General features: G+C 49.7%; 26 protein-coding genes and 4 tRNA genes. 21 read left to right on the forward strand and 9 right to left on the reverse strand.

The features are described from left to right. The first annotated feature begins 672 nt into the window (after positions 1-672). On the forward strand, positions 673-1,623 hold the full coding sequence (rluC, locus tag BZG77_RS06185; protein ID WP_077646599.1) for a 23S rRNA pseudouridine(955/2504/2580) synthase RluC: 951 nt from the start codon (positions 673-675) through the stop codon (positions 1,621-1,623). 84 nt (positions 1,624-1,707) lie between these two features. After that, the gene (locus tag BZG77_RS06190) at positions 1,708-2,439 is read left to right on the forward strand and encodes an HAD-IA family hydrolase (protein ID WP_241844114.1); all 732 of its coding nucleotides are present in this window, start codon (positions 1,708-1,710) and stop codon (positions 2,437-2,439) included. Here the strand turns inward: BZG77_RS06190 and BZG77_RS06195 are convergent. Then, positions 2,432-3,025 (reverse strand): Maf family protein, encoded by a 594-nt coding sequence (locus tag BZG77_RS06195; RefSeq protein WP_077646600.1) that lies wholly within the window; start codon positions 3,023-3,025, stop codon positions 2,432-2,434. The two genes, BZG77_RS06190 and BZG77_RS06195, sit on opposite strands and share 8 nt — an antisense overlap. A gap of 204 nt (positions 3,026-3,229) precedes the next feature. Here BZG77_RS06195 and yceD point away from each other — a divergent pair, with 204 nt between their 5' ends. The 14 genes from yceD to ptsG all read left to right on the forward strand — a co-directional run bounded on the left by yceD (position 3,230) and on the right by ptsG (position 15,815). Continuing rightward, on the forward strand, positions 3,230-3,760 hold the full coding sequence (gene yceD, locus BZG77_RS06200; RefSeq protein ID WP_077646601.1) for a 23S rRNA accumulation protein YceD: 531 nt from the start codon (positions 3,230-3,232) through the stop codon (positions 3,758-3,760). A 5-nt stretch (positions 3,761-3,765) separates the two neighbouring features. After that, positions 3,766-3,936 carry a 50S ribosomal protein L32 gene (gene rpmF, locus BZG77_RS06205; protein WP_021023155.1) on the forward strand — a complete coding sequence of 57 codons (171 nt, stop codon included), beginning with the start codon at positions 3,766-3,768 and terminating at the stop codon, positions 3,934-3,936. Positions 3,937-3,945: 9 nt separating this feature from the next. Then, entirely contained in the window at positions 3,946-4,968 is a 1,023-nt protein-coding gene (gene plsX, locus BZG77_RS06210; RefSeq protein ID WP_077646602.1) for a phosphate acyltransferase PlsX, read from the forward strand. 8 nt (positions 4,969-4,976) lie between these two features. Then, complete coding sequence (locus BZG77_RS06215; RefSeq protein ID WP_021023153.1) at positions 4,977-5,936, forward strand: beta-ketoacyl-ACP synthase III; 960 nt, start codon at positions 4,977-4,979, stop codon at positions 5,934-5,936. 17 nt (positions 5,937-5,953) lie between these two features. Further along, positions 5,954-6,880, forward strand: a complete 927-nt coding sequence (gene fabD, locus BZG77_RS06220; protein ID WP_077646603.1) for an ACP S-malonyltransferase — start codon at positions 5,954-5,956, stop codon at positions 6,878-6,880. A 72-nt stretch (positions 6,881-6,952) separates the two neighbouring features. Beyond that, positions 6,953-7,687, forward strand: a complete 735-nt coding sequence (gene fabG, locus BZG77_RS06225) for a 3-oxoacyl-ACP reductase FabG (RefSeq protein ID WP_077646604.1) — start codon at positions 6,953-6,955, stop codon at positions 7,685-7,687. A 157-nt stretch (positions 7,688-7,844) separates the two neighbouring features. Then, complete coding sequence (acpP, locus tag BZG77_RS06230) at positions 7,845-8,081, forward strand: acyl carrier protein (protein WP_025673161.1); 237 nt, start codon at positions 7,845-7,847, stop codon at positions 8,079-8,081. Positions 8,082-8,173: 92 nt separating this feature from the next. After that, positions 8,174-9,412 (forward strand): beta-ketoacyl-ACP synthase II, encoded by a 1,239-nt coding sequence (gene fabF / locus BZG77_RS06235; protein ID WP_077646605.1) that lies wholly within the window; start codon positions 8,174-8,176, stop codon positions 9,410-9,412. A gap of 108 nt (positions 9,413-9,520) precedes the next feature. After that, positions 9,521-10,357: an aminodeoxychorismate lyase gene (pabC, locus tag BZG77_RS06240; protein ID WP_077646606.1), complete on the forward strand. Its 837-nt coding sequence runs from the start codon at positions 9,521-9,523 to the stop codon at positions 10,355-10,357. After that, positions 10,351-11,367, forward strand: coding sequence for an endolytic transglycosylase MltG (gene mltG, locus BZG77_RS06245; RefSeq protein WP_077646607.1), 1,017 nt, complete (start codon positions 10,351-10,353; stop codon positions 11,365-11,367). Before pabC ends, mltG begins: the two co-directional genes overlap by 7 nt. Then, positions 11,364-12,002: a dTMP kinase gene (tmk, locus tag BZG77_RS06250; RefSeq protein ID WP_077646608.1), complete on the forward strand. Its 639-nt coding sequence runs from the start codon at positions 11,364-11,366 to the stop codon at positions 12,000-12,002. The genes mltG and tmk overlap by 4 nt, the downstream gene beginning before the upstream one ends. After that, positions 11,999-12,991, forward strand: a complete 993-nt coding sequence (gene holB / locus BZG77_RS06255) for a DNA polymerase III subunit delta' (protein WP_077646609.1) — start codon at positions 11,999-12,001, stop codon at positions 12,989-12,991. The genes tmk and holB overlap by 4 nt, the downstream gene beginning before the upstream one ends. Before the next feature lies 1 nt (position 12,992). Next, positions 12,993-13,772 (forward strand): TatD family hydrolase, encoded by a 780-nt coding sequence (locus BZG77_RS06260; RefSeq protein ID WP_021023145.1) that lies wholly within the window; start codon positions 12,993-12,995, stop codon positions 13,770-13,772. Between the two features lie 612 nt (positions 13,773-14,384). Next, positions 14,385-15,815, forward strand: coding sequence for a PTS glucose transporter subunit IIBC (ptsG, locus tag BZG77_RS06270; RefSeq protein ID WP_077646611.1), 1,431 nt, complete (start codon positions 14,385-14,387; stop codon positions 15,813-15,815). 72 nt (positions 15,816-15,887) lie between these two features. Here ptsG and BZG77_RS06275 read toward each other — a convergent pair whose 3' ends face one another. The 3 genes from BZG77_RS06275 to BZG77_RS06285 form a co-directional block, all read right to left on the reverse strand. Further along, the gene (locus BZG77_RS06275) at positions 15,888-16,793 is read right to left on the reverse strand and encodes a lysine exporter LysO family protein (protein ID WP_077646612.1); all 906 of its coding nucleotides are present in this window, start codon (positions 16,791-16,793) and stop codon (positions 15,888-15,890) included. Positions 16,794-16,974: 181 nt separating this feature from the next. Beyond that, on the reverse strand, positions 16,975-17,898 hold the full coding sequence (locus BZG77_RS06280; RefSeq protein WP_077646613.1) for an HDOD domain-containing protein: 924 nt from the start codon (positions 17,896-17,898) through the stop codon (positions 16,975-16,977). A gap of 125 nt (positions 17,899-18,023) precedes the next feature. Next, positions 18,024-18,629, reverse strand: coding sequence for an LON peptidase substrate-binding domain-containing protein (locus BZG77_RS06285; protein WP_077646614.1), 606 nt, complete (start codon positions 18,627-18,629; stop codon positions 18,024-18,026). Between the two features lie 288 nt (positions 18,630-18,917). On the opposite strand from BZG77_RS06285, the gene BZG77_RS06290 reads away from it, so the two are divergent. The 5 genes from BZG77_RS06290 (at position 18,918) to BZG77_RS06310 (ending at position 20,117) form a co-directional block, all read left to right on the forward strand. Then, on the forward strand, positions 18,918-19,505 hold the full coding sequence (locus tag BZG77_RS06290; protein WP_077646615.1) for a TfoX/Sxy family DNA transformation protein: 588 nt from the start codon (positions 18,918-18,920) through the stop codon (positions 19,503-19,505). Positions 19,506-19,734: 229 nt separating this feature from the next. After that, positions 19,735-19,808 (forward strand) — tRNA-Cys (locus BZG77_RS06295). 26 nt (positions 19,809-19,834) lie between these two features. Continuing rightward, positions 19,835-19,911, forward strand: a tRNA-Met gene (locus BZG77_RS06300). Positions 19,912-19,913: 2 nt separating this feature from the next. Beyond that, positions 19,914-19,989: transfer RNA gene (locus BZG77_RS06305), tRNA-Gly, on the forward strand. A gap of 41 nt (positions 19,990-20,030) precedes the next feature. Then, positions 20,031-20,117, forward strand: a tRNA-Leu gene (locus BZG77_RS06310). Positions 20,118-20,166: 49 nt separating this feature from the next. On the opposite strand, the gene BZG77_RS06315 is transcribed toward BZG77_RS06310, so the two are convergent. The 5 genes from BZG77_RS06315 to ltaE all read right to left on the reverse strand — a co-directional run bounded on the left by BZG77_RS06315 (position 20,167) and on the right by ltaE (position 26,674). Continuing rightward, the gene (locus BZG77_RS06315; protein WP_158011420.1) at positions 20,167-20,388 is read right to left on the reverse strand and encodes a FeoC-like transcriptional regulator; all 222 of its coding nucleotides are present in this window, start codon (positions 20,386-20,388) and stop codon (positions 20,167-20,169) included. After that, positions 20,339-22,681: a ferrous iron transport protein B gene (gene feoB, locus BZG77_RS06320; RefSeq protein WP_077646617.1), complete on the reverse strand. Its 2,343-nt coding sequence runs from the start codon at positions 22,679-22,681 to the stop codon at positions 20,339-20,341. The genes BZG77_RS06315 and feoB overlap by 50 nt, the downstream gene beginning before the upstream one ends. Beyond that, positions 22,681-22,908 carry a FeoA family protein gene (locus BZG77_RS06325; RefSeq protein WP_021023136.1) on the reverse strand — a complete coding sequence of 76 codons (228 nt, stop codon included), beginning with the start codon at positions 22,906-22,908 and terminating at the stop codon, positions 22,681-22,683. The genes feoB and BZG77_RS06325 overlap by 1 nt, the downstream gene beginning before the upstream one ends. Positions 22,909-23,082: 174 nt before the next feature. After that, positions 23,083-25,458, reverse strand: a complete 2,376-nt coding sequence (locus BZG77_RS06330) for a Lon protease family protein (protein ID WP_077646618.1) — start codon at positions 25,456-25,458, stop codon at positions 23,083-23,085. 205 nt (positions 25,459-25,663) lie between these two features. After that, complete coding sequence (gene ltaE, locus BZG77_RS06335; protein ID WP_077646619.1) at positions 25,664-26,674, reverse strand: low-specificity L-threonine aldolase; 1,011 nt, start codon at positions 26,672-26,674, stop codon at positions 25,664-25,666. Positions 26,675-26,717 lie beyond the last annotated feature (43 nt).

Genomic DNA, 26,717 nt, shown 5'->3' on the forward strand with positions numbered 1-26,717 from the left:
TTGATGACGAGAGCAGTCGCCAATGCTGCCTGACCCCAAGTCTGATATGGTGCAGCCTCCCGGCTGGAGAAAATCAGGGGTGCGCTCGGGCAAGTTTTAATCGGCCAGCTGCAACGGTTTTTATGGCTCACCGGATTACACAGTTGGCGTCCGCCGTTTTTTACCGATGGCGGATAGCTCTGACACTGACTCATTGCCTCGTGTCAACACACTAACGGGTGCTTTGGGTTTACGTCTTACGCCAATTGCCGCGTAACGCCTTAAAAGCATTCGGAATTATGGTGCTCTTGCGGGATTAACCGCAAGACGGTTACCGACTGCTCGATTCGCAACCGCGCCACTCGCGTTTTATACCCCGAGCGCCACGTGTTTGCCAAGCGCGATATCTCTATCGCAGGCGATAAACCGTGTGTCAGCTAAGCGTTTGCTTTTCTGACTAACGCCGCAACTATAGCAGGGAGACCAGAGTCCAGCAATCGGCTTTATTGGCTTATGTTGCATTGATAGAAAAACCCAGTGAATATGGCGTTTTTTTGCACGATTGCCCGGCAGGAAGAGAGCGGAACTCAACGGATTTTGCCGCGATTTTGCGGCATAGCTATCACGTGATTTAACGGCTTTAGTACGCTCAACAGGTGCATGTCAGCACACTTAGAGGTAGAATAATAAGTTATGACAGAACAAAAATCTCAAGTGCGATTTATCGACATCGATGATGATATCGCCGGCCAACGTATTGACAATTTTTTGCGAAATCAGCTGAAAAATGTCCCGAAAAGTATGATTTATCGCGTGCTTCGTAAAGGCGAAGTGCGAGTTAACAAAAAACGGATAAAACCGGAATATAAACTCCAACCGGGAGATGTGGTGCGCGTGCCACCTATTCGTCTTCCCGACAAAGATGAAAAAGCCGCACCCAGCACCAAGTTAGACAAAGTAGCGGCGCTTGAACATTGTATTTTGCATGAAGACGATCATCTGTTAGTGCTTAATAAGCCATCGGGGACCGCGGTACACGGAGGCAGTGGATTGCAATTCGGTGCCATTGAGGCCATGCGTGCATTGCGACCTAAGGCGCGTTTTTTAGAGCTGGTTCATCGGATTGACCGTGACACCTCAGGGATTTTATTGATTGCGAAAAAACGCTCGGCACTGCGACATTTACAGGCGCAGTTTCGAGAAAAGACGGTGCAAAAAGAGTATTACGCGTTAGTCATGGGCAAATGGCCAGCCAAACAGCGCAAAGTCACCGCACCGCTATTAAAAAATGAGGTGAATAGCATTGTGCGTGTTAACCCTAAGGGGAAACCGTCTGAAACGCGTTTTAAAGTGATTGAAAGCTTTGCTGACGCTACCTTGGTGCAGGCTAGTCCTGTGACGGGACGAACGCATCAAATACGGGTACACGCGCAGTATGTCGGGCATCCTTTAGCATGGGATGATCGCTATGGTGATCCGCGCTTTGATGCATACACCCGGTCAGTCGGACTGGATCGCTTGTTCCTTCATGCTGCCAATATCCGTTTTGTGCATCCGGGGAATGAAGACACCATGACGCTCAGCGCGCCGATGGAGCCCAAGCTTGAGCGTGCCCTTGAAGGGCTACGGGCGAAAAACGCATAATTTTTTCCGTATTCCCAGATCGCCAATACGCAGTATTTTGTCGCTGCGTCTTGCAACAGTAAGAGTTGAGAACACGAGGTAAAAATGCACATTGAACCACCGACCACTGTTGATTGTGATGCGGCGTCAAATATGGCAATAAGAAAGCCGCATCCTGCCATTGCCTCTTATTCGTTACTGATTTTTGATTGGGACGGTACGGTGATGGATTCCATTGGACGGATTGTGTCTAGCCTTGATAGGGCAGCACGTTTAACCGGCCAGTTGCCGGTGTTACCGCCTGAACGCTTGCAAGCCATGATCGGTTTAAGTCTGGAAAAGGGCTATCAATTACTCTATCCCGGCGCTGATCCGGTTTGGTATCCGGGTTGGGTTGCGCATTATCGTCAGCAATTTGTCCACGACAATCCAACACCGTGCCAGCTTTTTCCTGGCGTCAAAGACACATTAGTGGCATTAAAAGCACAAGGCTTTCAATTAGCGGTTGCTACCGGAAAATCACGAGCAGGCTTAGATCGGGCTATGGCAGAGACAGGCACGCAGGATTTATTTGTTGCGACGCGCTGCGCGGATGAAACGGCATCTAAACCTGACCCACAAATGCTAGACGAAGTGTTAGCGCAAACAGGTATCGCGCGCGAGAAAGCGATTATGATCGGTGATACGGGCCATGACATGCAGTTAGCCGTCAATGCGGATATGGCACGGTTGGCTGTTACTTGGGGCGTTGAAGATCACGCTAGCCTAACGACCTTTGGTCCCGTTGCTGTATTGGACAGCCTCACCGCATTGATAGATCACGCGCCGGTTAGATAACCCTGATCCCTTCTTTCTCTAACATCTCGCGTAGCCGAATCAGTGGCAGCCCCACTAATGTATTGGGATCGCGGCCATGCATGGCGTTAAAGAGGGCAATCCCTAGGCCTTCGCATTTAAAGCTCCCCGCGCAATCGAGCGGTTGCTCGATATCGATGTAGCGGACAATCTCCTGCTCGGTGAGCTCACGGAAATCGACATGAAAAGGTTCAACGTCCGATTGATGCTCACCGGTTTCACTATTAATCACCGCCAGCCCCGTGTAAAAAGTTACTTTCTTGCCGCTGGCGCGCTTTAACTGCTCAATGGCGACGTCTCGCTCATGCGGCTTGCCTAAGACTTCCTCGTCAATCACACACACTTGGTCAGAGCCTATAATGATGGCGTTATCGAACAGCGACATCCCGGCCATCGCTTTTTCGAGTGCGAGCCGTTCCACTAAGTGAGTGGCGCGTTCGTTCTCGAGTCGACTTTCGTCAATGGCAGGTGAAAAAGTCGAAAAGGGGAGGGCGAACTTTTTTAAGAGGGCCTGGCGGTAGGGGGAGCTTGATGCCAGCACAATTTTTGGCGGTTGTGTGGTATGCATGACCGTTCCTTTTTTAAGCGCGCCAGTGTGTCTAAACGACTCGCGCGTGATCGATTTTTGTTAATTGTTCGCACTCAGTCTAACCTGAAAAGATAACTTGCGCGATGTCGGCAAACCGGCCGAGTGGCTATCGAGCCTAAACAGCGACGCGTAGGTAACATTTTCTTTGACTCCAGCGCATTTGGAGGCTAATATTCGCGCCCTATGCAGAAGGTAAAGCTACCGCTGACGGTTGATCCGTTCCGTTGCGCCCAAAAGCAACTCGACTACGATGGTATTGTAGACAAGTCGCGATTGTTGCGCCTCGGTGAGGCAACCCAAAGCATCGATAGCGATGCAGAGGTCATGCTTTCATTCGACATTGATGCCCAAGGTTTGAAAATTGTAACGGGTCGAGCATCCGTTTCAGTGAGTCTTGAGTGCCAGCGTTGTTGGGGGCCGTTCTCGTATCGCTATGAAACTGAATTCGTTTATAGCCCGGTTTTCAATGAAGACCAGGTGGGCAATTTACCGGATGCTTATGAGCCGGCATTAGTCGACGAAAACGGTGAGATTGATCTGATTCAATTGGTCGAAGACGAGTTGATTGTGGCCTTGCCACAAGTTGCCATGCACGAAGATACAGACTGCAAAGTCAGTACGGACAACATGGTGTTCGGGGAAATCCCACTTGCTGATGAGCGTCCAAATCCGTTTGCCGCACTAAAAAACTTAAAGCAAAGTAACGAGGAGTAGGGTCAATGGCCGTACAAAAGAACCGTAAAACCCGTTCTAAGCGTGGTATGCGTCGTTCACACGATGCACTGGGTACTCAAGCTGTATCTGTAGACAAAACCAGCGGTGAAACTCACCTGCGTCACAATGTGACTGCAGACGGTTTCTACCGTGGCCGCAAGGTTATCAACAAGTAAGGTTGACCCTTGACTAGGCTAACCATTGCACTCGATGCGATGGGCGGGGATTTTGGTCCCCAAGTCACAGTGCCTGCCTCCGTGCAGGCATTGTCGCGTTTTGCGGACCTAAAAGTGATGCTAGTGGGCGATGAATCTCGCATCCAAGCGTCGCTTCGTCAACTTAATGCCCAGCATCATCCCCGACTATCGATCGTCCATGCCCCGGACGTAATCCCTAATGATATGCGCCCGTCTACCGCATTGCGACGTAGCGCCTATACCTCCATGCGTGTCGCGCTTGAATGCGTCGCCAGTGGTGAGGCGGATGCGTGTGTCAGTGCCGGCAATACCGGTGCTTTGATGGCGTTATCCAAATACCTTCTGAAGTTATTACCCGGTATCGATCGACCGGCGCTAGTGACTGCGCTGCCCGGAGCCAATCATCAACGTAAATGGTTGCTTGATTTAGGGGCGAATGTGGCCTGTGACGCGGATACGCTCTTCCAGTTTGCGGTGATGGGGGCGGTGTTAGCCGAAGCAGAGCTTGGCCGTACGCCAAGGGTTGGCTTATTAAATATCGGTGAAGAGGCGATCAAAGGGAATGACTGGGTGCGTCGTTGTGCTGACTTGCTTTTGCATAGCCCATCGGTGCATTACACGGGTTATGTCGAAGGCGACCAGATTTACACCGGTGAAACGGATGTGATTGTCTGTGATGGTTTTGTTGGCAATGTCGCATTAAAAACCAGCGAAGGCGTCGCCCGTTTGATCACCGATAAGGTGAAAGCGCACCTTAATCCTCATCCTATCAAGCGCTGGATCGCGAAATGGCTATTTTCTGAGCTTTTAAATCAACTCCAACAGCTGAAACCCGACCAGTACAACGGCGCAAGTTTGCTAGGATTGCGCAGCATCGTTGTAAAAAGCCACGGACGCGCAGATATCGCCGCTTACGAAAACGCTATTTTTGAAGCGGTGCACGAGGTCGAACGGCAAATCCCAACTAAGATAAGTGACCGTTTAGAGGCAGTTCTTCTCGAGAGGCATTAGTAGTCTTCATGTATAGTAAGATTTTGGGCACAGGCAGCTATTTGCCTGAACAGGTTCGCACCAATGCTGACCTTGAACAAATGGTAGACACCAGTGACGAGTGGATTGTGACTCGTACGGGGATCAAAGAACGTCGCATTGCTGCACCGACAGACACCGTTGCCTCAATGGCTTATCAAGCCGGCGTACAGGCGATTGAAATGGCCGCCATCGACAAACATGATATCGATCTCATTATTGTTGCCACGACCAGTGGTGAACGTGCGTTTCCAGCTGCGGCCTGTGATGTGCAAGCGATGTTGGGGATACAAGGTTGTCCAGCGTTTGATATTGCCGCTGCATGCTCTGGTTTTGTGTATGCGTTGAGTGTGGCCGATCAGTACGTTAAAAATGGGCTGGCAAAACATGCTCTTGTGATTGGTGCCGATCGCCTCTCGCACACCTGCGATCCCGCGGATCGGTCTACCGTTATTTTGTTTGGCGATGGTGCGGGAGCCGTCGTGCTCTCGGCCGATGAGCAAGATGGTATTTTGTCCACCCATTTAAAAGCGGATGGAAAATTTGGTGAGCTTTTGAAACTGAAGTATCCCGATCGGGGCCAATCCCATGTATCGGATGAAGCCTGGCTCTATATGGCCGGCAATGAAGTGTTCAAAGTGGCGGTAACGCAGCTGGCGAATATTGTCACGGAAACCCTTCAGGCGAACCAAATCGAAAAATCAGACATTGATTGGTTAGTTCCTCATCAGGCGAACTACCGAATTATTAAAGCGACCGCGAAAAAACTCGCGATGTCGATGGATCAAGTGGTGTTGACCCTAGACCGTCATGGCAACACATCAGCGGCTTCTGTACCGACTGCGTTTGATGAAGCGGTGCGTGATGGACGCATTCAACGTGGTCAAACGGTATTGCTTGAAGCATTTGGTGGCGGTTTTGCATGGGGTTCTGCACTGGTCAGGTTCTAAACTAATAGGAAACGAATATGACTCAAACAGCGATCGTATTTCCGGGCCAAGGCTCGCAAGCCGTGGGTATGCTCGGTGAGTTAGCTGAACAATATGGTGTGGTTCAGCAGACGTTTGCAGAGGCCTCTGAGGTGCTTGGCTATGATCTGTGGGCGTTGGTTCAACAAGGTCCCGAGGCAGATTTGAATGAAACCCACCGCACTCAGCCTGCTTTGTTGGCGGCGTCAGTGTCGATTTGGCGGGTCTGGCAATCGCAAGGTGGGGCAACGCCTTCGGTACTCGCGGGTCATAGCTTGGGTGAGTACTCAGCTTTGGTCTGTGCAGGGGTATTGGACTTTAAAGCAGCCATCAAGCTTGTCGAGTTACGTGGCCAATTGATGCAAGAAGCGGTCCCTGCAGGCGTCGGTGCGATGTCAGCGATTATTGGTCTCGACAATGACGCTATCGCAACGGCGTGCGAACAAGCCGCTCAAGATCAGGTTGTTTCGCCGGTTAACTTCAACTCGCCCGGTCAAGTCGTGATTGCTGGGAATAAAGACGCGGTTGAACGTGCTAATATACTGTGCAAGGAAGCGGGCGCTAAGCGGGCGCTACCGTTGCCGGTATCCGTGCCGTCACACTGTGCACTGATGAAACCTGCTGCTGAAAAATTAGCGCAAGCACTTGAATCTGTCACGTTTAATGTGCCTGTCATTCCTGTGATCAATAATGCCGACGTGGCGACACCAACGGACCCAGCCGCTATTAAAGAAGCACTGGTGCGCCAGTTGCATAGTCCAGTCCGCTGGACGGAAACCGTTGAGCGTATGGCGACTGAAGACGTTGAGCAGCTGCTCGAGTTTGGGCCAGGTAAAGTCCTAACCGGATTGACCAAACGCATCAACAAATCATTGAGCAGTGCGACTGTTAACGATAGCGCCAGCTTGGCGGCAGCAACAGCCTAAGTGTGACTGTGCGGTAACAGTATTCTGTGACTGCCGGCCGATGTCGGCAGAATCAATTAAAAGGGTAACCGAATGAAACTAGATGGAAAAGTAGCACTAGTGACAGGTGCGAGCCGAGGTATTGGCCGAGCAACGGCAGAGCTTTTGGCTGAGCGCGGTGCAACAGTGATCGGGACGGCAACCAGTAAAAACGGTGCCGCAGCGATCAGCGACTACCTCGGTGAAAACGGTAAAGGGTTGGCCCTGAATGTCACATCATCGGATTCAGTGGCGGACGTTTTAGCCACGATCAAAAAAGAATTTGGTGATGTTGATATTCTAGTTAACAACGCGGGTATCACTCGTGATAACCTATTGATGCGTATGAAAGACGACGAGTGGCAAGATATCATCGATACCAACTTGACGTCGATTTTCCGTTTATCAAAGGCAGTCTTGCGTGCGATGATGAAAAAACGCTGCGGTCGAATCATCAATATCGGCTCTGTCGTCGGTGTGATGGGGAATGCGGGACAAGTCAACTATGCTGCGGCAAAAGCAGGTGTCATTGGTTTTACTAAATCCATGGCACGTGAAGTGGCTGCGCGTGGCATTACCGTTAACACCGTTGCGCCTGGGTTTATCGAAACCGATATGACGAAGGCCCTCAGTGACGATCAGCGTGCAGCAACCTTGGCACAAGTGCCCGCGGGACGTTTAGGCGATCCTAAAGAGATTGCTGCGACGGTCGCTTTTTTAGCATCAGACGATGCCGCATACATGACGGGCGAGACCTTGCACGTTAACGGCGGCATGTACATGATTTGATCGAGACCGTTGCAATCTGGAATGACACACGTCAAACTCCGATTGATTTGTCCCCAAATCGTGGTTTGACCAGCCGTGGAGGTCTTGCAACTTCCACATTAATGAATAAACTACAGCACATATCGCATCTGCGAATCTTGTAAGGACTAGTATTAATATGAGCAACATCGAAGAACGCGTAAAGAAAATCATCATTGAGCAACTAGGTGTCGACGAAGCAGAAGTGAAAAACGAAGCTTCATTTGTAGACGACTTGGGCGCGGACTCTCTGGATACCGTTGAGCTGGTAATGGCTCTTGAAGAGGAATTCGATACAGAGATTCCAGATGAAGAAGCAGAAAAGATCACGACTGTACAAGCCGCTATCGACTACGTAGTCGGCGCTTCAGCGTAATCTCAGAATCCTACCAGGCGGTCTCCTTGACCGCCTGTGTTTTTTTTACTCTACTCTACAATCCAAATTAATATTCTCCGGAGAATATCATCGTGTCTAAGCGTCGTGTTGTTGTGACTGGCATGGGTATGTTATCACCCGTCGGTAACTCAGTTGAGTCCTCATGGAAAGCTCTGCTAGCCGGGCAAAGCGGTATCTCTGCCATCGAGCATTTTGATACCAGTGCCTTTGCTACTCAATTTGCCGGCATGGTTAAAGACTTCAACTGTGAAGACTACATGTCGAAAAAAGATGCACGAAAAATGGACTTGTTCATTCAATACGGTATCGCGGCCAGTGTTCAAGCCATTCAAGACTCCGGACTGCAAGTTGACGACCACAATGCGCACCGTATTGGTGTTGCGATCGGATCGGGCATTGGTGGCCTTGGTTTAATTGAACAGAACCACCGTGCATTTGTGGAGAAGGGTCCACGTAAAATTAGCCCTTTCTTTGTGCCATCAACCATCGTCAATATGATTGCCGGTCACGTGTCGATTAACTATGGCATGCGCGGTCCAAATATCTCGATTTCAACCGCGTGTACCACCGGCCTACACAATATTGGCCATGCGGCGCGTATGATTGCGTTTGGTGATGCCGATGCCATGGTGGCAGGCGGCGCCGAAAAAGCCTCGACAGAGCTTGGTATCGGTGGTTTTGCTGCAGCGAAAGCGCTGTCGACCCGCAACGATGATCCTCAAGCGGCCTCGCGTCCTTGGGATAAAGATCGTGATGGTTTTGTCCTCGGCGACGGTGCTGGTGTGATGGTGCTTGAAGAATATGAACACGCTAAAGCTCGCGGGGCGACGATTTATTGTGAGCTCGTCGGCTTTGGTATGAGTGGTGATGCGTATCATATGACATCACCCAGTGAAGACGGCTCTGGTGCTGCACTTGCGATGGAAGCTGCCATTCGTGATGCAGGCATCACGCCTGAGCAAATTGGTTACATCAATGCCCATGGCACCTCAACCCCGGCGGGTGATGTCGCCGAGAGTAAGGCCGTGCGCCGTGCGATGGGGGCAGCCGCGGATAGCGTTTTGGTGTCTTCGACCAAATCAATGACAGGACACCTTCTTGGCGCGGCAGGCTCGGTGGAGTCGATCATTACCGCGATGTCATTGATTGACCAAATTGTACCGCCGACGATTAACCTTGATAATGCTGATGAAGGGTGCGATCTCGATTATGTGCCACATCATGCGCGTGATGTAAAAATGGATTATGCGCTGTGTAACTCATTCGGCTTTGGTGGCACCAACGGCTCTTTGATCTTCAAAAAAATCTAATGACACGCGCAGTGAGCGCTGCGTAATGAGAGATTTTGATTGAGAGATTTTGATATAATAACGGTCCGATTTGTCGGGCCGTTTTTATTGGTGAGGTGGCAAGGAATCATGCACTGGGTTAATGGACAGCTTAGCACTGAGATAGCGGTGTCCGATCGGGGCTTACAATTTGGTGATGGTTGTTTTACCACAGGTCATGTGTATTCCAAGGTGTTGCTCGATCGCGATGCACATCTTCTTCGCCTCCAGGATACCTGTCAGCGTTTAGCCATTGCAGACGTTGATTGGGTCCTATTAGCGCACACCCTTGATTTGGCCTGTCAACAGGCTCAAGGTGAGCAGGTTCTGAAAGTGATCATCACCCGTGGTCAAGGTGGGCGTGGCTATAGCCCCCAAGGGTGCACGGCACCGACGGTTATCGTTAGTCTGCATCCTTTTCCCTCCCATTACTACCAGTGGCAGCAACAGGGGATCTCGCTGGCAACCACGCTCATTCAATTGGGCGCCTCACCGTTGGCGGGGTTAAAGCACTTAAATCGGCTCGAGCAAGTGTTACTCAAACAGGCACTCGCTGATACCACAGCCGATGATCTGGTGGTAAGCGATATGTTTGGCCATGTAGTGGAAACCTCAGCTGCAAATATTTTTTGGCGTAGTGGCCCAGTGGTTTATACGCCGGCGCTACAGTATGCCGGTGTGGCTGGATTGATGCGCGATAAAGTGATGGCTGGATTGATGCGCGATAAAGTGATGGCTGTGATAGAGGGCGTTGGGGATGTGCAGTGCCATACGGTGAACACTGATGAGAAAGCGCTTTACCAGGCCGATGAAGTCTTTATTTGCAACACCTTAATGAAAGTAGTGCCGGTCACGGCAATCAACGACACACCATTTAACACACATACCCTGACTCGGGTGTTACAACAGAGGTTAAACGCGTGCTAAAAAAGCGACTTTTAGGGGGGATCAGCGTGATAATGGCGTTGGTTGTGCTAGCGGCCGCCGTGGTAATATGGCAGACGAAAGCATTCGTTGCGACGCCCTTGTCGATTCAATCGCCTCAATTATTCACTGTGCCGGCCGGTGCGCACTATCAACGCGTTATAAGGCAATTTGAAGCCAAAGGTTGGGTGGCATCAAGTCTCTGGGCCAAGTTTGCCCCTCATCTATATCCTGAGTTAACCCGCGTTCAAGCGGGGACATTTCAACTTCAACCTGGGCAAACGCTCGCGCAAGCGTTCACCACCCTCCGATCGGGACAGCAGTATCATGCATCAATCACTTTTGTCGAAGGGAGCACGTTCGCACAGTGGCGTGCACAGCTGCAATCCGCACCGCACTTAGATCATACCCTAGAGGGGGTCAGTGAAGCTGTCATTGCCGAACAGCTCGGAGTATCACGTGACAAGTTGGAAGGATTGTTACTGCCTGAAACCTATGCGTACGACGTGAATGATACGGATATTGAACTGTTACAGCGTGCCGTGCGCGCCATGGAGGCCACACTCGAGAAAGCATGGCAATACCGTGCCGACGACTTGCCCATTAAAACGCCCTATGAGTTATTGATCTTAGCCTCTATCATCGAAAAAGAGACAGCCGTTGCCAGTGAGCGTGAAAACGTGGCCTCTGTATTTGTTAACCGGTTGCGCAAAGGCATGCGCTTGCAAACGGACCCCACGGTCATTTATGGCATGGGAGAGCAATATGATGGCAATATCCGTAAGCGCGATTTGCGTACGCCGACACCCTATAATACCTATGTGATTAATGGGTTGCCGCCTACGCCCATTGCGATGCCAGGTAAAGCGTCGATCATGGCTGCCGCGCAACCGGCACATACTGATTATTACTACTTTGTCGCGACAGGCAAAGGGGGCCATCAATTTTCCACGACATTGGCCGAACACAATCGAGCTGTGCGTGATTACCTAAAAGTGTTGAGAAATCAATGAACAATCATTTTATCGTCGTAGAAGGCCTTGAAGGGGCGGGTAAGAGTACTGCCATTAGTCAAGTGAAGCAGGTACTCCACGATGCCGGCATTCATGATGTGATCACTACGCGTGAGCCAGGTGGGACGCCACTTGCGGAGCAGTTACGAACCTTGGTAAAACAAGGCCATCCTGAGGAGCCTTTAACAGATAAAGCCGAGTTATTAATGCTATACGCGGCTCGTGTTCAACTGGTTGAAAACGTGATCAAACCAGCGTTGGCAAAAGGGCAGTGGGTGATTGGTGATCGTCATGATATGTCTTCCCAAGCGTATCAAGGCGGTGGACGCGGGATGGATACTGCACTAATGGAAAGCTTAAAAGCGACTGTCCTCGGTGACTTTGCTCCCGCCTTGACGCTATATATGGATATTGATCCTGAAATGGGGTTGGCGCGTGCCCGTGGACGCGGTGAGCTCGATCGGATTGAGCAAATGCAGATCGACTTTTTTGAGCGCACTCGCGCGCGTTATTTGGCGTTAGCGCACCAGGATCCGAGTGTGGTGATTATCGATGCCAGTCAACCACTCGAGGTGGTGACCGCCAGCATTAAAACGGCGTTATTGACGTGGCTTAAGCAACTGAAAACGTTATGAGTGAGTCAGTCGTCGCGCGCCATCCCGCCCCGCACGTGTTTCCTTGGTTTAATACGGTATGGACGCACTGGCAGCAACTGTTAGTGACCGCACGCTTTCCACATGCCGTATTACTGGCTGCCCCTCCAGGAAGCGGTCGGCGCGCAATGGCCAGTCATTTGGCCAAGGTGCGTTTGTGCAAGCAGCAGGCCGATCAAGCATGTGGGTGTTGTCATAGTTGCCAGTTATTTGATGCCGGTAATCACCCTGATATGCACTGGTTGATGCCTGAAAAACCCGGTAAGCAGATAGGCATTGATGCGGTGCGTAAGGTGCAACGTCAAGCGATGGAAACGTCGCAGCTAGGCGGTGCCCGTTTTATCGTGATTGAGCGCGTTGAAAACCTCGGTGAGGCCGCGGCTAACGCGCTATTAAAATCATTAGAGGAGCCGCCAGAAGGATGTTACTTCGTGTTGCTAACCGCGTCACTTGATAGCTTGTTAGCGACGATTATCAGTCGATGCAGCGTCTGGAAAGCGCCACAGCCGGATAACGAAACCGCGAAGCATTGGATTGAGCAAGCGTTGAAGCGCACGGTTCCTGAGCATGCGGTCACGCTTTACCGCGGTGCGCCATTGGCAGCACGTGATTTTGTTGAATCTGGAGGACTCGATCATCATCATGCGGTGATCAATGGCTTCGCGACCTACGTAAAAAGCCGTGCTGGCTTATTTGACACATCAGAGGTGTTGGTCGCACACTATCCTGCCTCACTGGACTGGCTGAGCCACTTTCTACTTGATGTGCTCAAGTGGCGACAAGGCGCAAAACACGCTATTTTGCATCGCCATCATCACGCCTTGGTGGCTGAGGTGGCGAATGTGATGGCGACTCATCACGTTCATACGCAATTGCGACAATTACATCAACTGCAGCGTCAGCTGCAAACGCATACTGGGCTAAATACCGAATTGGTACTTAGCCAATGGCTATTATCGATTGGAGAATAACGTGTTAATAGACTCTCACTGCCATCTCGACAAACTGGACTATGATTCGCTGCACCAGAATGTGGAAGATGTTCTGGATAAAGCACAGGCAAGGGGTGTCGATTATTTTCTCTCTGTTGGCGTTACATTAGATAGTTTCCCGGCGATGTTAGACATGATCCGCCCTTATCCTCATGTTTTTGCCTCGTGTGGTGTTCATCCCTTAGATATAGAAAATGGGTTTGACTATCAGCAACTGAAAGCTCTGGCCGCGGATGAGCGCGTGGTCGCGATCGGGGAGACTGGGTTGGATTATCACTACCAACCGGAACTGGCCGAGCAGCAACAAGCGATTTTCCGTCAGCATGTCCGCCTCGCTGTCGAGCTAAATAAGCCCCTGATTATTCATACCCGTGCCGCGCGAGAGGATACCTTGACGATTTTGCGCGAGGAAGGCGCTGAGCGTGTGGGCGGTGTGCTACACTGCTTTACAGAGAGCTATGAAATGGCAGAGGCGGCGATTGAGCTGGGTTTCTACATTTCGATTTCTGGCATCGTCACTTTTAATAAAGCGACGGAGCTAAAGGATGTGGTGCGGCGTTTGCCGCTTGAACGATTGCTGGTTGAAACGGATTCGCCTTATTTGGCTCCGGTGCCGCATCGTGGCAAGCAAAACCAACCGGCTTACGTGAAAGAGGTCGCCGAATACGTGGCGATGTTAAAAGGTGAGTCTGTTGAAACGGTGTGTGATATCACTAGCCGGAACTTTTTTGCGCTTTTTTCGAGTGCGAATCCGCAATAATCCACGTCGCCCGATTGTTCAATCGGGCTTTTTCCTACCTGAATGTACCCATGAATGATAACGACAAAAAGCGCGGCTTTTTATCGCTATCAAGCGCGTCGTTTTGATGATGATCTGGCTATACTGTCGTCAATAATCGGTTGTTTTTTCCTCAGGTTGTTGCTTTGCACTGAATGCATCTCGAAATTTGATCTGGCGCAATTTGCTCATAAATACATGGAAAATAAAGAAAAAGTGGCCATTGTAACGTTTATCGTGTGCATGAGATTTTTCGTTACATGAAATAACTTTTGAGGTTTTTAAGTCGCTGTTTTTTTATGCGGTCTTTTTATCTGCCGTCAGTGTAAAAAGTCATTTTTAATCATAATCTTACGTTTATTTTTGTTGTTTTTGTCACCCGTTCGGTTTGTGATCTATATTTACTTTTTAATCGGTAAAGTCGTTACGGATAGGCAAGGTACTGATTCCCCCCTTATAGTTTGGGTGAGTTCAATAATCACAAATCGTTTGTTCTCTGGGCACCTGTTGTATCGTGTGACCTCTTGCGGGGGGAATCGAAAGGTCTGTCTTCAGAGACACAATTGTTAAACGTCCTTGTTAGGAGCAAGAACTATGTCAAAAAACCTCTTTGCTAATCTGCAAAAAGTCGGTAAGGCGCTGATGCTTCCAGTATCTGTGCTACCGGTTGCAGGTATACTATTAGGTGTTGGTGCGGCCAACTTTAGCTGGATGCCAGACATCATTTCTCACATGATGGAACAAGCGGGTGGTTCGGTGTTTGGTCAAATGGCCTTGCTGTTCGCGGTGGGTGTGGCACTTGGCTTCACCAATAACGACGGTGTATCGGGCCTATCTGCGATTGTCGGTTACGGCATCATGGTGGCTACGCTGGATGTGATGGCACCGGTTATGGGTGTAGATACGATCAAGACAGGTGTGCTTGGTGGTATTCTCGCGGGTGGTGTTGCTGCGTGGACGTTTAATCGCTTCTACACGATTCAGCTGCCAGACTACCTCGGCTTCTTTGCCGGTAAACGCTCTGTGCCTATTATCACCGGCTTTATTTCGATTGCTCTGGGTGTGATCCTGTCTGTGATCTGGCCGCCAGTCGGTGGTGCGATCGCTACCTTCTCTCACTGGGCCGCAGAGCAAAACCCTGTTACCGCCTTTGGTATCTACGGTGTGGTAGAGCGTGCATTGATCCCATTTGGTCTGCACCACATCTGGAACGTGCCTTTCTTCTATGAAGCAGGTAGCTGTGTTAACAACGCCGGTGAGCAAGTCAACGGTATCATGACGTGTTTCTTGACCGCTAACGACGTAACGCGTGAAGCAGGTAACGGCTTTGGTCAGCTAGCCGGTGGTTACTTGTTCAAAATGTTCGGTCTACCCGCCGCTGCGTTTGCTATCGCTCACTCAGCGAAGCCAGAGAACCGTGCCAAAATCATGGGTATCATGGCATCGGCCGCTCTGACGTCGTTCCTGACCGGTATCACTGAACCCATTGAGTTCTCGTTCCTGTTCATCGCACCGGTACTTTACGGTATTCACGCCATCATGGCGGGTGCTGCTTATGTGCTGACGAACGCACTGGGTGTGGTTCACGGTCATACCTTCTCGAACGGTTTCATTGACTTTATCGTACAGATGCCACGTGCTGAAAATGTGATTACTCTGGTACTACTTGGTCTTGGTTATGGTGTGCTGTATTACATTGTCTTCCGCGTGGTGATTCGCGCCCTTGACCTGAAAACCCCAGGTCGTGAAGACGAAGCCGTGGCGGATGTATCGACAGCGACAGGCTCTGAACTAGCGGGTGACTTGGTTGCAGCTTTCGGTGGTAAAGACAACATTACTGCTTTAGACGCATGTATCACACGTCTGCGCGTCTCTGTGGCGGATACTGACATTGTTGACGAAGCGAAGTTGAAGCAGCTTGGCGCAGCGGGTGTTGTAAAAGTATCAGGTGGTGTACAAGCTATCTTTGGTACTAAGTCAGACAACCTACGAACTGAAATGGACAACTGGATGCGCGCGCAATAAGCGCTACCATTATCCATTTTGCAAAAGGGGTAGCCGGGTGCTACCCCTTTTTTGATCCAACTGGCTGGGTGATTAACCGCCTAAAGAAAGAAAAAAGAGCATAAGGACGGGAACCAGGAGGCTGAGAATAAACCCGCTGACAATTGCAATCGGCACACAGCGGATACCCCCGGTGCTTTGAATGATCGGCAGAGTAAAGTCCATCGCGGTTGCGCCGCCGTAGCCAATCGCAGTGAGTGGATAGCGACGAATCAATATTGGAATCATCATAATCGCTACAAGCTCGCGTCCTAACTCGAGAATAAACGAGGCGCCACCATAGACAGGGCCTAAGCCATCGCCCATTAAAATGCCGGCTAAAGAATACCAGCCAAACCCAGAGGCCATCGCTAAACCATGGTGATAAGGAATACCCAACCACCAAGCTGCCAGTAACCCCCCAGGTAAAGACGTTGCCACCACCAGTGCGGCAATCATCAAACCACGCTTATTGAGGATGATTTGTTTTAGCGTCATGCCGCTATTGCGTAGCTGGATGCCAATCAGTAATAGCAACAATAACAAAATACCTTCACTGGCGGCGTCGACCCAAGAGAGATCTTGTTGCCACAGTAGACCAACGATTAAACCTGTGGCGACCGCGCCGATCAGTTTTCCAGATTCAGACATCATGCCACGTAACGTCAGCTTATATTGGTGGCCTTGCGTTTGTGTCGGCATCCATTTATCGAGAATCGGCAGCGCTAAAAGGTTAGCGGCGCCAATACAAATGAAGAAAGTGGCGGCAAAATGCAAAATGGTGGAGATATGTTGGCCGAGGTTGTCTAAGCCCGCGAGGCTAAGCCCCATTAACACCAGGATAACCATGACCAATCGCATCGTCAGCGTATTCACGGTATGAATATGGCGGGGCTGCTTGAGTGGGATCAAGTAGCCAACGATAAGTGGCGCGAAGATAAATAACATCCCTGAAAACATTAGATGATGCTCGGTGTTAAGAAAGGGACTTCGAGGTTATCAATCAGTTAATAGGCAGGTCAATAAAATCAGACCAGAGTGACTTGCGCCTTCAACATCAGAGCCACTCTAGTTACTTGCTAGCGGAGAGAGTATTCAGCGGGTTTAGTATGAGACGTTTGCATCAAACGTTTATATCCTACTAGATACTCGTGGCGTCGATAACATGGTTGAGTTGACGTGAAAACTCGCGATCATCCAGATTGGAGAGCTCGTATAACGCCTCGGCGCCTGGCGCGGTCATTTCTACTTCATGCTCTTCAATCGCGTCATCGTGGTTGCGAAACATCAATAAGTGGTTCGCCATTCTTGCCACATCAAGATAGGTGATATCAGGACGCGGTTTGGTGTAAAGCTTGTTATTGATAGCCACTTCAATAAAATCGCGATCGAATGCCCATTGCTTCAGGACTAACCGGCTACAATCGCCGGCGAGCGCAAAAAAGACTTGCTCAGCAATATCAAATTGGAGGTAGTGACCTTCATGAATAAAGCGCTGGAACTCACCAATCACACTGTACAAACCGATGTCGGCCAGTAAACCGACAATCAGTGCTTTTTCTGGTTCGACCGATAGCGGCTCATCACAATAATGTCTGATGGTTTGGGTCACTAACGCCATTGCCGCGGCAAATTCACGCGACTTCTGTGCACYTTGCTTCAAAAGCGCGTTGCAGTCGCGAGAAAACGTCGCATCGCTTTTCAATTGGTGAATGGCCGCTGCGGTAATAATACCTAAAACACGGTCGACCCCTAGACGTGAAACGGCAGTTTGAACGTCTTTGCATTGTCCGGTTGCCCTCGGCGCAAAAAGGGCGGAATTTGCCGCTTTGAGTACCGCGCCGCACAAGCTAGGGTCTTCCATCAACAAGTTAGCAATATCTCGCATCGTGGTTTCAGGCTGCTTGCTGGCGCGCTGTATGGACAGAATGGCGTCCGGTAAAGGGGGGAGGGAGAGGCGGTTAACGCGAACGGTTTCGACAGCGCGTTTATAAAATTCGGTCTCGAGGGAGCGCAAATATTTATCGCGATCCGGTGAGACCCAGAAAAATGACAGATGATCCATAAGTCCCGATAGTGTTTGTCACCAGACGGCATGGTAATGCGGCCAAAAGCAAAATAGAACCGCCTTTGATCGAATCAGTGCGCCTGATGGCGTCTTTGGTGATGGTTTAAACAGCAAACTCGCGCCTATTCAGGGTCGGTAAGCGGATAACGCAATAGTTTATCAATAAATTCGGCAACGAATAAGGCGTTAGGCTGTGAAAGTAACAATTGTTTTTGCTTAACTTCAATGGGAAGCAGCTCTAACCAGCGTAAACAGACCCAACCTATGTCGTCATATTGGGTCAGCTGAAAATGGTCATGCAACCCAGGATTGGAACGGTAGTATTGTTTTAGCTTGTCACTCAGATAGTGATAGGGCTCAGGAACGGTTTGACGTCGCCATATCGGCAACGGAGTATGCCGTGCCAAGTCAATATCCCTTTCTCCTCGTTCGATAGCCTCCACCTTGACACTTTCAATGCCCTGTAATGTCAGTGCGATCTGCTGGGGGGCATGGCGATTAAAATCAGCCACTTGGCAAAGTGTCACAATCGGGGAAATCGTGGAAGGACGCTGAGTGGGCGGAACCTGGGAGCTGGTTTCGTCCATGTCTTTCATGGCCACAAGTAATCGCGGTGGCTCGCCTGCTTGTGGGAGTGCGTCTAAGTAGAAAGCCTCAGACACAATATACGTGTTTACGCCACCTGGTAATAAATGATTGGTTTCAATCAACAAAGGGTGTATCGACATACCGGCTCCCTACTCATGACTGGCTTACTCCTAATTTAGCGCACTGTAGTGCGATGGATAAAGCTTTCTCAATGGAAAGGCTTTTTTAAGCTGATGAAAATACCTGTCATAAATGCGACATATTCCACAATATGAAAGTGGTCTTTATGGGGATGAGTGATCCAATACATAGTATTTAATTTTAAATTAATGCATCCTCTTTGCTCGAATATTCATGCAGATTGACTACTTTATCAGTCATTTTCGGGATTGTTATTATGTCTACGCAAATATCAGGAGGAGCCCTTGATGAAAAAGCAATTAAAAACCCAAGTGACATGTTTTTTAAACACTTTCGGCGAGATGGAGCAGCGCTCAATGTTTGGTGGTACTGGTTTTTTCCATCAGGATGCGATGTTTGCGCTACTCACCGATAAGCGATTTTATCTGCGTGGTGGCGGCATAGTAACGGCTGCGTTGGTTGATAAAGGGTGTAAAAAGTTTGTTCATGTAAAGAAAAGCTCGTCTGCGGTTGTGAATTATTATGACGTGACTGCACTCTTTATTGAGGACGATGTTGAACTGGCGGTGTTGGTTAAGGCGTCGCGCGATCATGCGCTGAATGATAGAGCATATAAAACTGGGGGACATCACCGTCGTTTGCGCGATCTCCCTAACCTGCGTTTGACGATAGAGCGGATGTTGAAAAAGTCGGGGGTAGAAGATATTTCCACATTTTACAGCATGGCGCCGGAAGAGATTTTTCGTCGTTTGCAAGTGACGCATGGTAACGATCTTGATTTATGTTTGCTTTGGAAATTGGCAGGGGCGCAACAAGGCCGGCATTGGAAACTGATTGAAGAAGATGAACGTGAGCGCCTGTTATCTGCTGTTTGATCTCCTTTTTAAGGCGCGCGTGCCGATCTGCGGATCGACGACTTTTTTATCGCGGTATTTTTCATCGTGTTTATCTTCATGTTTCGGACGAATTGTGATCAATAAAAGGGTGTTAATGTGACGTTTGGATAAATAATCGACGGTTAAACCTAAAAACGACAATTTGTACGTGACAGCCAGAAAAACTTATGTAGAATTCAAACCACTTAGCCGAGAGGTGAAGCGCGAAGGCGCGTTGGCAGAGTGGCTATGCAGCGGATTGCAAATCCGTGGACCTCGGTTCGACTCCGGGACGCGCCTCCATAGAACTCTGGCTAGTACAATACGGACGCGGGATGGAGCAGTTTGGTAGCTCGTCGGGCTCATAACCCGAAGGTCGGTGGTTCAAATCCGCCTCCCGCAACCAAAGCGACATTAGCTCAGCTGGTAGAGCGCGACCTTGCCAAGGTCGAGGTCACGAGTTCGAACCTCGTATGTCGCTCCAAATTAAAAACAGTGGCGTAAGCGGCTGAAAAAAAATTGCGTGCCCTGGTGGTGGAATTGGTAGACACAAGGGATTTAAAATCCCTCGACGTTCGCGTTGTGCCGGTTCAAGTCCGGCCCGGGGCACCATTATAAAGTAAAACGGCGACCTTAATGGTCGCCGTTTTTGTATGTCTCGCTATACCATACTAAAGCATTGTATTTCGTTATGATGCGCTAAACGGTATTGAACCTCTTGCTGATTGTGACAAGTACATTGGCGGATGATCGTGCCCCGCCTGATCCAAGTCTCCATCATGGCCTCAACCCCGTCGGGACTGAGGCCATACTCTTTTGCAAGCGCTTCTCGACTAATGACACCCGCCTGAGTGACACTGGCTTTGAGCTTTTGCAGGATCATAATAGGTCTCCTTAAACCAATGAGGATGGCGACCAACATAACGCATTACGCCGATCATGGTAATCAGTAGGGCAGAAAGGCTGACAATATAAACTGTCGCCTGAGTGGTCGCCACGCCGATTTGACTGACTTGAAAGCACAGTGTGGCGCCACTGACAGCTAAGAGCATTGACCATCCCGCGATAAATAGCGCAAATCGACGGCCAAACTCACGGGTATAGGCTCCTATCGCGGCAACACAGGGCGTATACAGTAGGATGACTATCAGATAAGCCATAACACTGGCCGTCGTCGTGAATTGGCGGTGTAAATTGTCAAACGTTGCCATACTCACTGCTTGCTCTTGCGCAGCGGCTTCGGTGTTTTCTATCTCTCCCACGCTCATCGCGAATGGATCGCTGTAATCAATGCCAAATAAGTTTTCGGGAATGCTTTGAACGGCGTCAACAAGCGCATCACTGATCGAGCCTTCGTCTTGTTCTGCATTGGTTGGGGCATAGAGGTTATTTAAGGTACCAACAACTGCTTCTTTGGCGAATAGTCCGGTCACTAAGCCGACAGTGGCTGGCCAATTATCTTCTTCGATACCAATGGGTGAGAGAGCAGGGGTGACGACTTGAGCCGCTTTCGATAATACGGATGTCTCGCTATCTTCATGGCCAAAGCTGCCATCGGTACCGAGAGAGTTAAAGAAAGTTAAGAGGGTTACCACAATGACGATGGTTTTACCTGCCCCCAATACGAAACGGCGCAGCTTTTGCCAGGTATGACTCAACACGTGGCGCATACGGGGGAGCTCGTAGTCCGGTAGTGTCATTAACAGACTTTCACTCTGGCCCGGATAAAGGGTGTGGCGCAAAATCAAACCAGTGAGCACGGCCGCTGCAATCCCAAGTAAGTAGAGCGCAAATACTAGGTTTTGTCCGTTTTGCGGGAAGAACGCTGCGGCAAACAAGGCGTAAACGGGGAGCCGTGCACCGCAGGACATAAAGGTGGCCATTGCTGCGGCGGTTTTGCGCTCATGAATTTGCTCAAGAGTGCGCGTTGCCATGACGGCGGGCACTGTACAGCCAAAGCCGAGGATCAGGGGGACAAAAGCTTTACCCGGTAAGCCAATTTTTTGCATCAAACCATCGAGCAAAAAGGCGGCGCGCGCCATGTAACCGGTGCTTTCTAGAACGGTGAGAAAAAGATATAGCCCAGCAATCACCGGGATAAAGGTCGCTACGGTTTGAATACCACCACCGACACCATCTGCAACGAGTGTCACTATCGCTTCGGGCAATATGCCATCTAATAGTTGATGGGTGCCATCCACTAAAACAGCGCCAGCGGCGATATCAAAAAAGTCGATAAAGGCGCCGCCAATATTGATGGCAAATACGAACATGGCATAGAGTACGGCAAGCAAAATAGGCAGCGATAAAAAAGGATTGAGGATCACCTTGTCGAGTTTTTCGGTTTTATTGCGGCTTAAATGGCGGTGCTCGCGTCGTGTGTCATGTACCAGATCGCGAATATAGCTGTAGCGTGTATCGGCGATAAGAATGTCGGTATCTTGTCCGGCCAGCGATTGGCAAGCCTGGGAAAATGACGCTTGTAGGGACGTATCATTGCCATCGGGCAAACGATCTCGCTCTAGGCACTCAAGCAAATGGGCGCGTTGATTCACTTGTGCCGCTGCCGAGCCTGCAAACGGGGCGCCAAGATGAGATTGGATCCATGCCTCGATATGCTCACCATAGTTTAACTGCATGGCGTCGCAATGCGGAAGTTCCATCATCATGTGGGCGAGCTGATGGCGGAAAGTCGCCACACTGTCGGCTTGGCATGCGGTAACGGTAAGCACGGGACAACCAAGCCATTCTTGTAGCTTCCCGATATCGAGCTGTTGTCCGTTGCGATCTAACCGATCCATCTTATTGATCAGCACTATCATCGGGACGCCGCGCTCGCGTAATTGCAAGGTAAGGTACAGTCCTCTTTCAAGACTATTGGCGTCTAGCACGTTAATGATCGCATCACAGTCGTGGCTATCAATTGAATACGTCGCGATTTGTTCGTCTAGACTGGCATCAAAGCCTGCATTTAGGGCGTATAAACCGGGTAAATCGGTAATTTCACACTCTGTATTGTCGTTCGCTGTTTGATTGAACGTGAGCTGGCCGACTTTCTTATCAACCGTGACACCAGCCCAGTTACCGACTTTTTGGCGAGAGCCGGTTAACGCATTAAATAATGTGGTTTTGCCGCAGTTTGGGTTACCGGCAAGAAGAATGCGTTTTTTTTTCATCACAGTGTCTCCACATCAATCAATTTGGCAACGTCACGACGAACGACGAGTTGTTCGTTATCGAGCCGGATTTGTAATGGGTCTCCAAGCGGTGCTCGCCGAACCAGCTCCACCGCGGTGCCCGGGATTAACCCCATAACAGCAAGGCGGTGACGGATAACAGCGGGCACATGATGGACACTGGTAATACGCGCGGACTGACCGCGACCAAGCGTTGACAGTTTCATAATGCGAGATCCAAATAAGAATGGTTTTCATTGCATATTACGCGCAAAGGTCGCTATTTTTTTTGCGTCGGATCAAGCTATGGTGAAAGTCAATAACGTGATTGCTGCCACAATGAGAAGTGACGATCCTGATGTGAACTAAGAAGAAAAAAGCGGCCAGTGTGGCCGCTGTCTTTAACTTGCGGAAGTACGATGTGCATCGCGTTGATTGTTCAGTTTATCCATCGCGATGGTCAATAGTCCGTTGGGGGCTTTACCCTCGGGACCGAATCCCGCTTTCTCTCCTGATAAAAGCGAGAGTGCTTCACTGACGTGCGAAACGGCATAAATATGAAATTCGCCTTTTTCAACCGCCAGCACCACATCTTTGCGCAACATCAGATTCTGAATATTGGCGGCAGGAATAATTACCCCTTGCTGGTGGTTTGGCCCTTTGAGTGTGCAGACGTCAAAGAAGCCTTCGATTTTTTCATTCACACCGCCAATCGGTTGTGCTTCGCCAAATTGGTTCATGGATCCTGTGATGGCGATATCTTGGCGCAGTGGCACCTCAGTCATTGCCGAGAAAATCGCACAAAATTCCGCCATGGAGGCGCTATCACCGTCGACGCCGCCATACGATTGTTCAAAGGTCAGATGTGTTTTTAGCGGGATCTTATCGGTTTTACCCAAAAGCGTGGCAAGATACGCGGATAAAATCATTACCCCTTTTGAGTGAATACGCCCGCCTAGTTTGACACTACGCTCTATATCGAGTACTTCACCTTCGCCAAACGCGGTGGTCGCGGTAATACGATTAGGTAAACCAAAGCTGTAGTCAGAGGTGCTGAGCACTGACAGGCCGTTAATCTGTCCGAGAGCCGTTCCCTGGGTGTTGATCAACGTTACCCCGTTTTCTACATTCTGCATCATGCTGTCTCGTAAGCGGCTTACCCGCATGTTTCGACTGGCAAGGGCTTTTTCAACATGCAGTGCGCCAACGGTATTCGCTTTTGCTTGCGTGGCCCAGTAATTGGACTCGCGCAATAAGTTAGCGATGTCAGCTGAATGAAGCGACAAACGGTTTTGATCCTCAGCTTGTCGTGCACTGTGCTCGATAATACGAGCGATAGCACTGCGGCTACAGTGCAACAGGTTGCCATCATGGATAATGCTGGAAATAAATTTGGCGTATTGGTGCTCAGTACTCTCTGTACGCGGCATGTCATCTTCAAAATCTGCTGTGACCCGGAACAGCTCACTAAATTCTGCATCGTAGCGTTGTAAAAGCTGATACGTTTGATAATCGCCAAATAAAACAATTTTGAGATCAAGTGGAATGGGGGCTGGATCGAGTGACACGGTTCCGCTGAGGGTTACCTCTCGCTCTAGCGCACTGACGCTGAGCTGACGACTGCTCAAGGCACGTTTAATGCCTTCCCATACGTAAGGTTTTTCGAGCACTTTGATGGCATCCATCATCAACACACCGCCATTGGCGCGATGGAAACTGCCGGCGCGAATGAGAGAAAAGTCAGTGAAGACCGTGCCTTTAAAGGTGGCGTTTTCAACATAGCCAAATAAATTGTGATAGCTGGGGCTGTCTTCGACCACGATGGGGGCTTGCGCGTCGTGTTGGCTAACTAATACATTGACTTGATAACGGCGAGGGAGCTTTTTATCTAACGCCGCGTAGGCGAGTGCCGCTTGCTCTTCGCTGTCTTCTAAAAAAATATCAAGGTGTTCCAGCATGTCGGCCTGCATTGCCTCGAGAAAAGTGATGATCTCGGGCAGATCTGCGAACGTCTTTTTCAGTGGCGCGATATGGGTGGCAATCACTTCTTGGCCAATGTCTTCATCAAGCGCTTTTTGCTTATCTGCGTATTCTGACTCCCATTCACCCAATTGGCGAACAACGCCGCGTAATTCAGTCTCAAGCTTATCAATCACTTTGCCGAAGGCCATCTGTTCATCTTGTGATAAAGCATCAAAGGTGTCTTCAGTATGTGGTTCCTCACCGTTAAGGGCAACGAACTGATAATCCCCTTGTGGCGTGATAGAAAGACTAACACTGTTTTTTTCTGCGGTTTCACTTAAGCTTTGCAGAATCGTTTGTTGTCGCTCAGTGAGTTGATTTTTTAATGTTTCCGCACGTTGGTAGTACATTTCATTATCAAACGCCATTGGCAGGGCATTGGCGAGCTTACCCATGAGCTGTTCAATATGCTTTTTTAATTCACTACCTTTTCCCGCGGGGAGTTTTAGGACTTGTGGTGAACGTGCTTCTTGGAAATTCGCAACATAGCACCAATCATAAACGGGTGAATCAGTCTGCCAGTGTTGGTTAAGGTAGCGCATCATCATGGTGCGTTTACCGAGTCCGTTCTGACCGATGGCGTAAATGTTGTAACCTTTCTCTTTAATTGACATCGCGAATTCAACGGCGTGGCGAGCACGATCTTGACCGACAATTTCGTCAAGTGGCGCAAGATGCTTGGTTGACGTAATGTCGCTGTGCTTCAAGCTAGATTCACGATACAAGCGATCGCTGGTGAGCTGAGTGAGAGCCATGGCTGTCCCCGTATTGGCGTTTAATCGTTACTGATTTTAGTGTAGCGACTGTAAGTGATTGTTTTAGTGACTTTGGTGGAGAAAGCGATGATAGGGTCACAGTTTTACATTGGCTGGTTATTTTATAAACAAAAAACGGGCTAATGTGCCCGCTTTTTATCGATTTTATCGCGAAGGAAGAAAGTCAGCGCTTCGATGATAGCGGCTAAAGAGAGTCGGCTATCGCACGAATAAGGGTATTGATATCCTCACGGCTGATGTCTTTATGGGTCACCAAACGAGCGGGATGACCACTGAATGTGACACGAATATCCTTCTCAATCAGCCGCATTTGAAGCCGTGTACGCTCGATCGTATCGGCGATATCGACATAGACGATATTGGTTTGGACCGGATAAGCGTCAGTTGAAAAGCCGTCAAGTTGATGCAATTCACTCGCTAAGTACTGCGCATTGGCATGATCTTGAGCCAGGCGATCAACATTTTCATTGAGCGCTTTCTGACCGGCAACCGCTAAAATTCCCGCTTGGCGCATCCCCCCACCGAGCATTTTCCGTATGCGTCTTGCTTTATTGATAAAGGCTTGAGAACCAAGAAGAAGAGAGCCAACGGGGGCGCCAAGTCCTTTGGATAAACAAATGGTCATTGAATCAAAGTGACAACTGATGGCGGTGATATCGACGCCTAACGCGACTGCCGCATTGTAAACGCGCGCGCCATCGAGGTGTAATTGCAGCTTATGGTGATCACAAAAAATGCGCGCCTCGGCCAGGTAGGATAAAGGTAAAACTTTACCGCCGATGGTATTTTCTAAGCTTAAGAGTTTCGTTCGCGCAAAATGGAAATCGTTTGGCTTGATTGCAGCCGCGAGCTTATCAAAGGGAAGGCTGCCGTCTGGGGCATTGTCTATCGGTTGGGGCTGAATCGAGCCTAATACGGCGGCGCCTCCGGCTTCATACCTATAATTATGGGCCTGTTGACCACATAAATATTCATCACCACGCTCACAATGGGCCATTAAGGCCAGTAGGTTGGCTTGGGTTCCTGAGGCAGTAAAGAGGGCAGCGTCAAAGCCATGGCGTGAAGCGGCCCACTCTTCTAGTGTATTGACGCTAGGATCATCGCGATACACGTCGTCGCCGACGGGGGCATTCGCCATCGCCGTTCGCATCGCCTCGTCAGGCTGAGTCACTGTGTCAGAACGAAAATCAATCATCAGGCAACATCCTTATCATCAAAGGCCCCCTATCAGCGAGGGC

The sequence above is a fragment of the Salinivibrio sp. IB643 genome, assembly GCF_001996105.1.
GTDB classification, from domain to species: domain Bacteria; phylum Pseudomonadota; class Gammaproteobacteria; order Enterobacterales; family Vibrionaceae; genus Salinivibrio; species Salinivibrio costicola.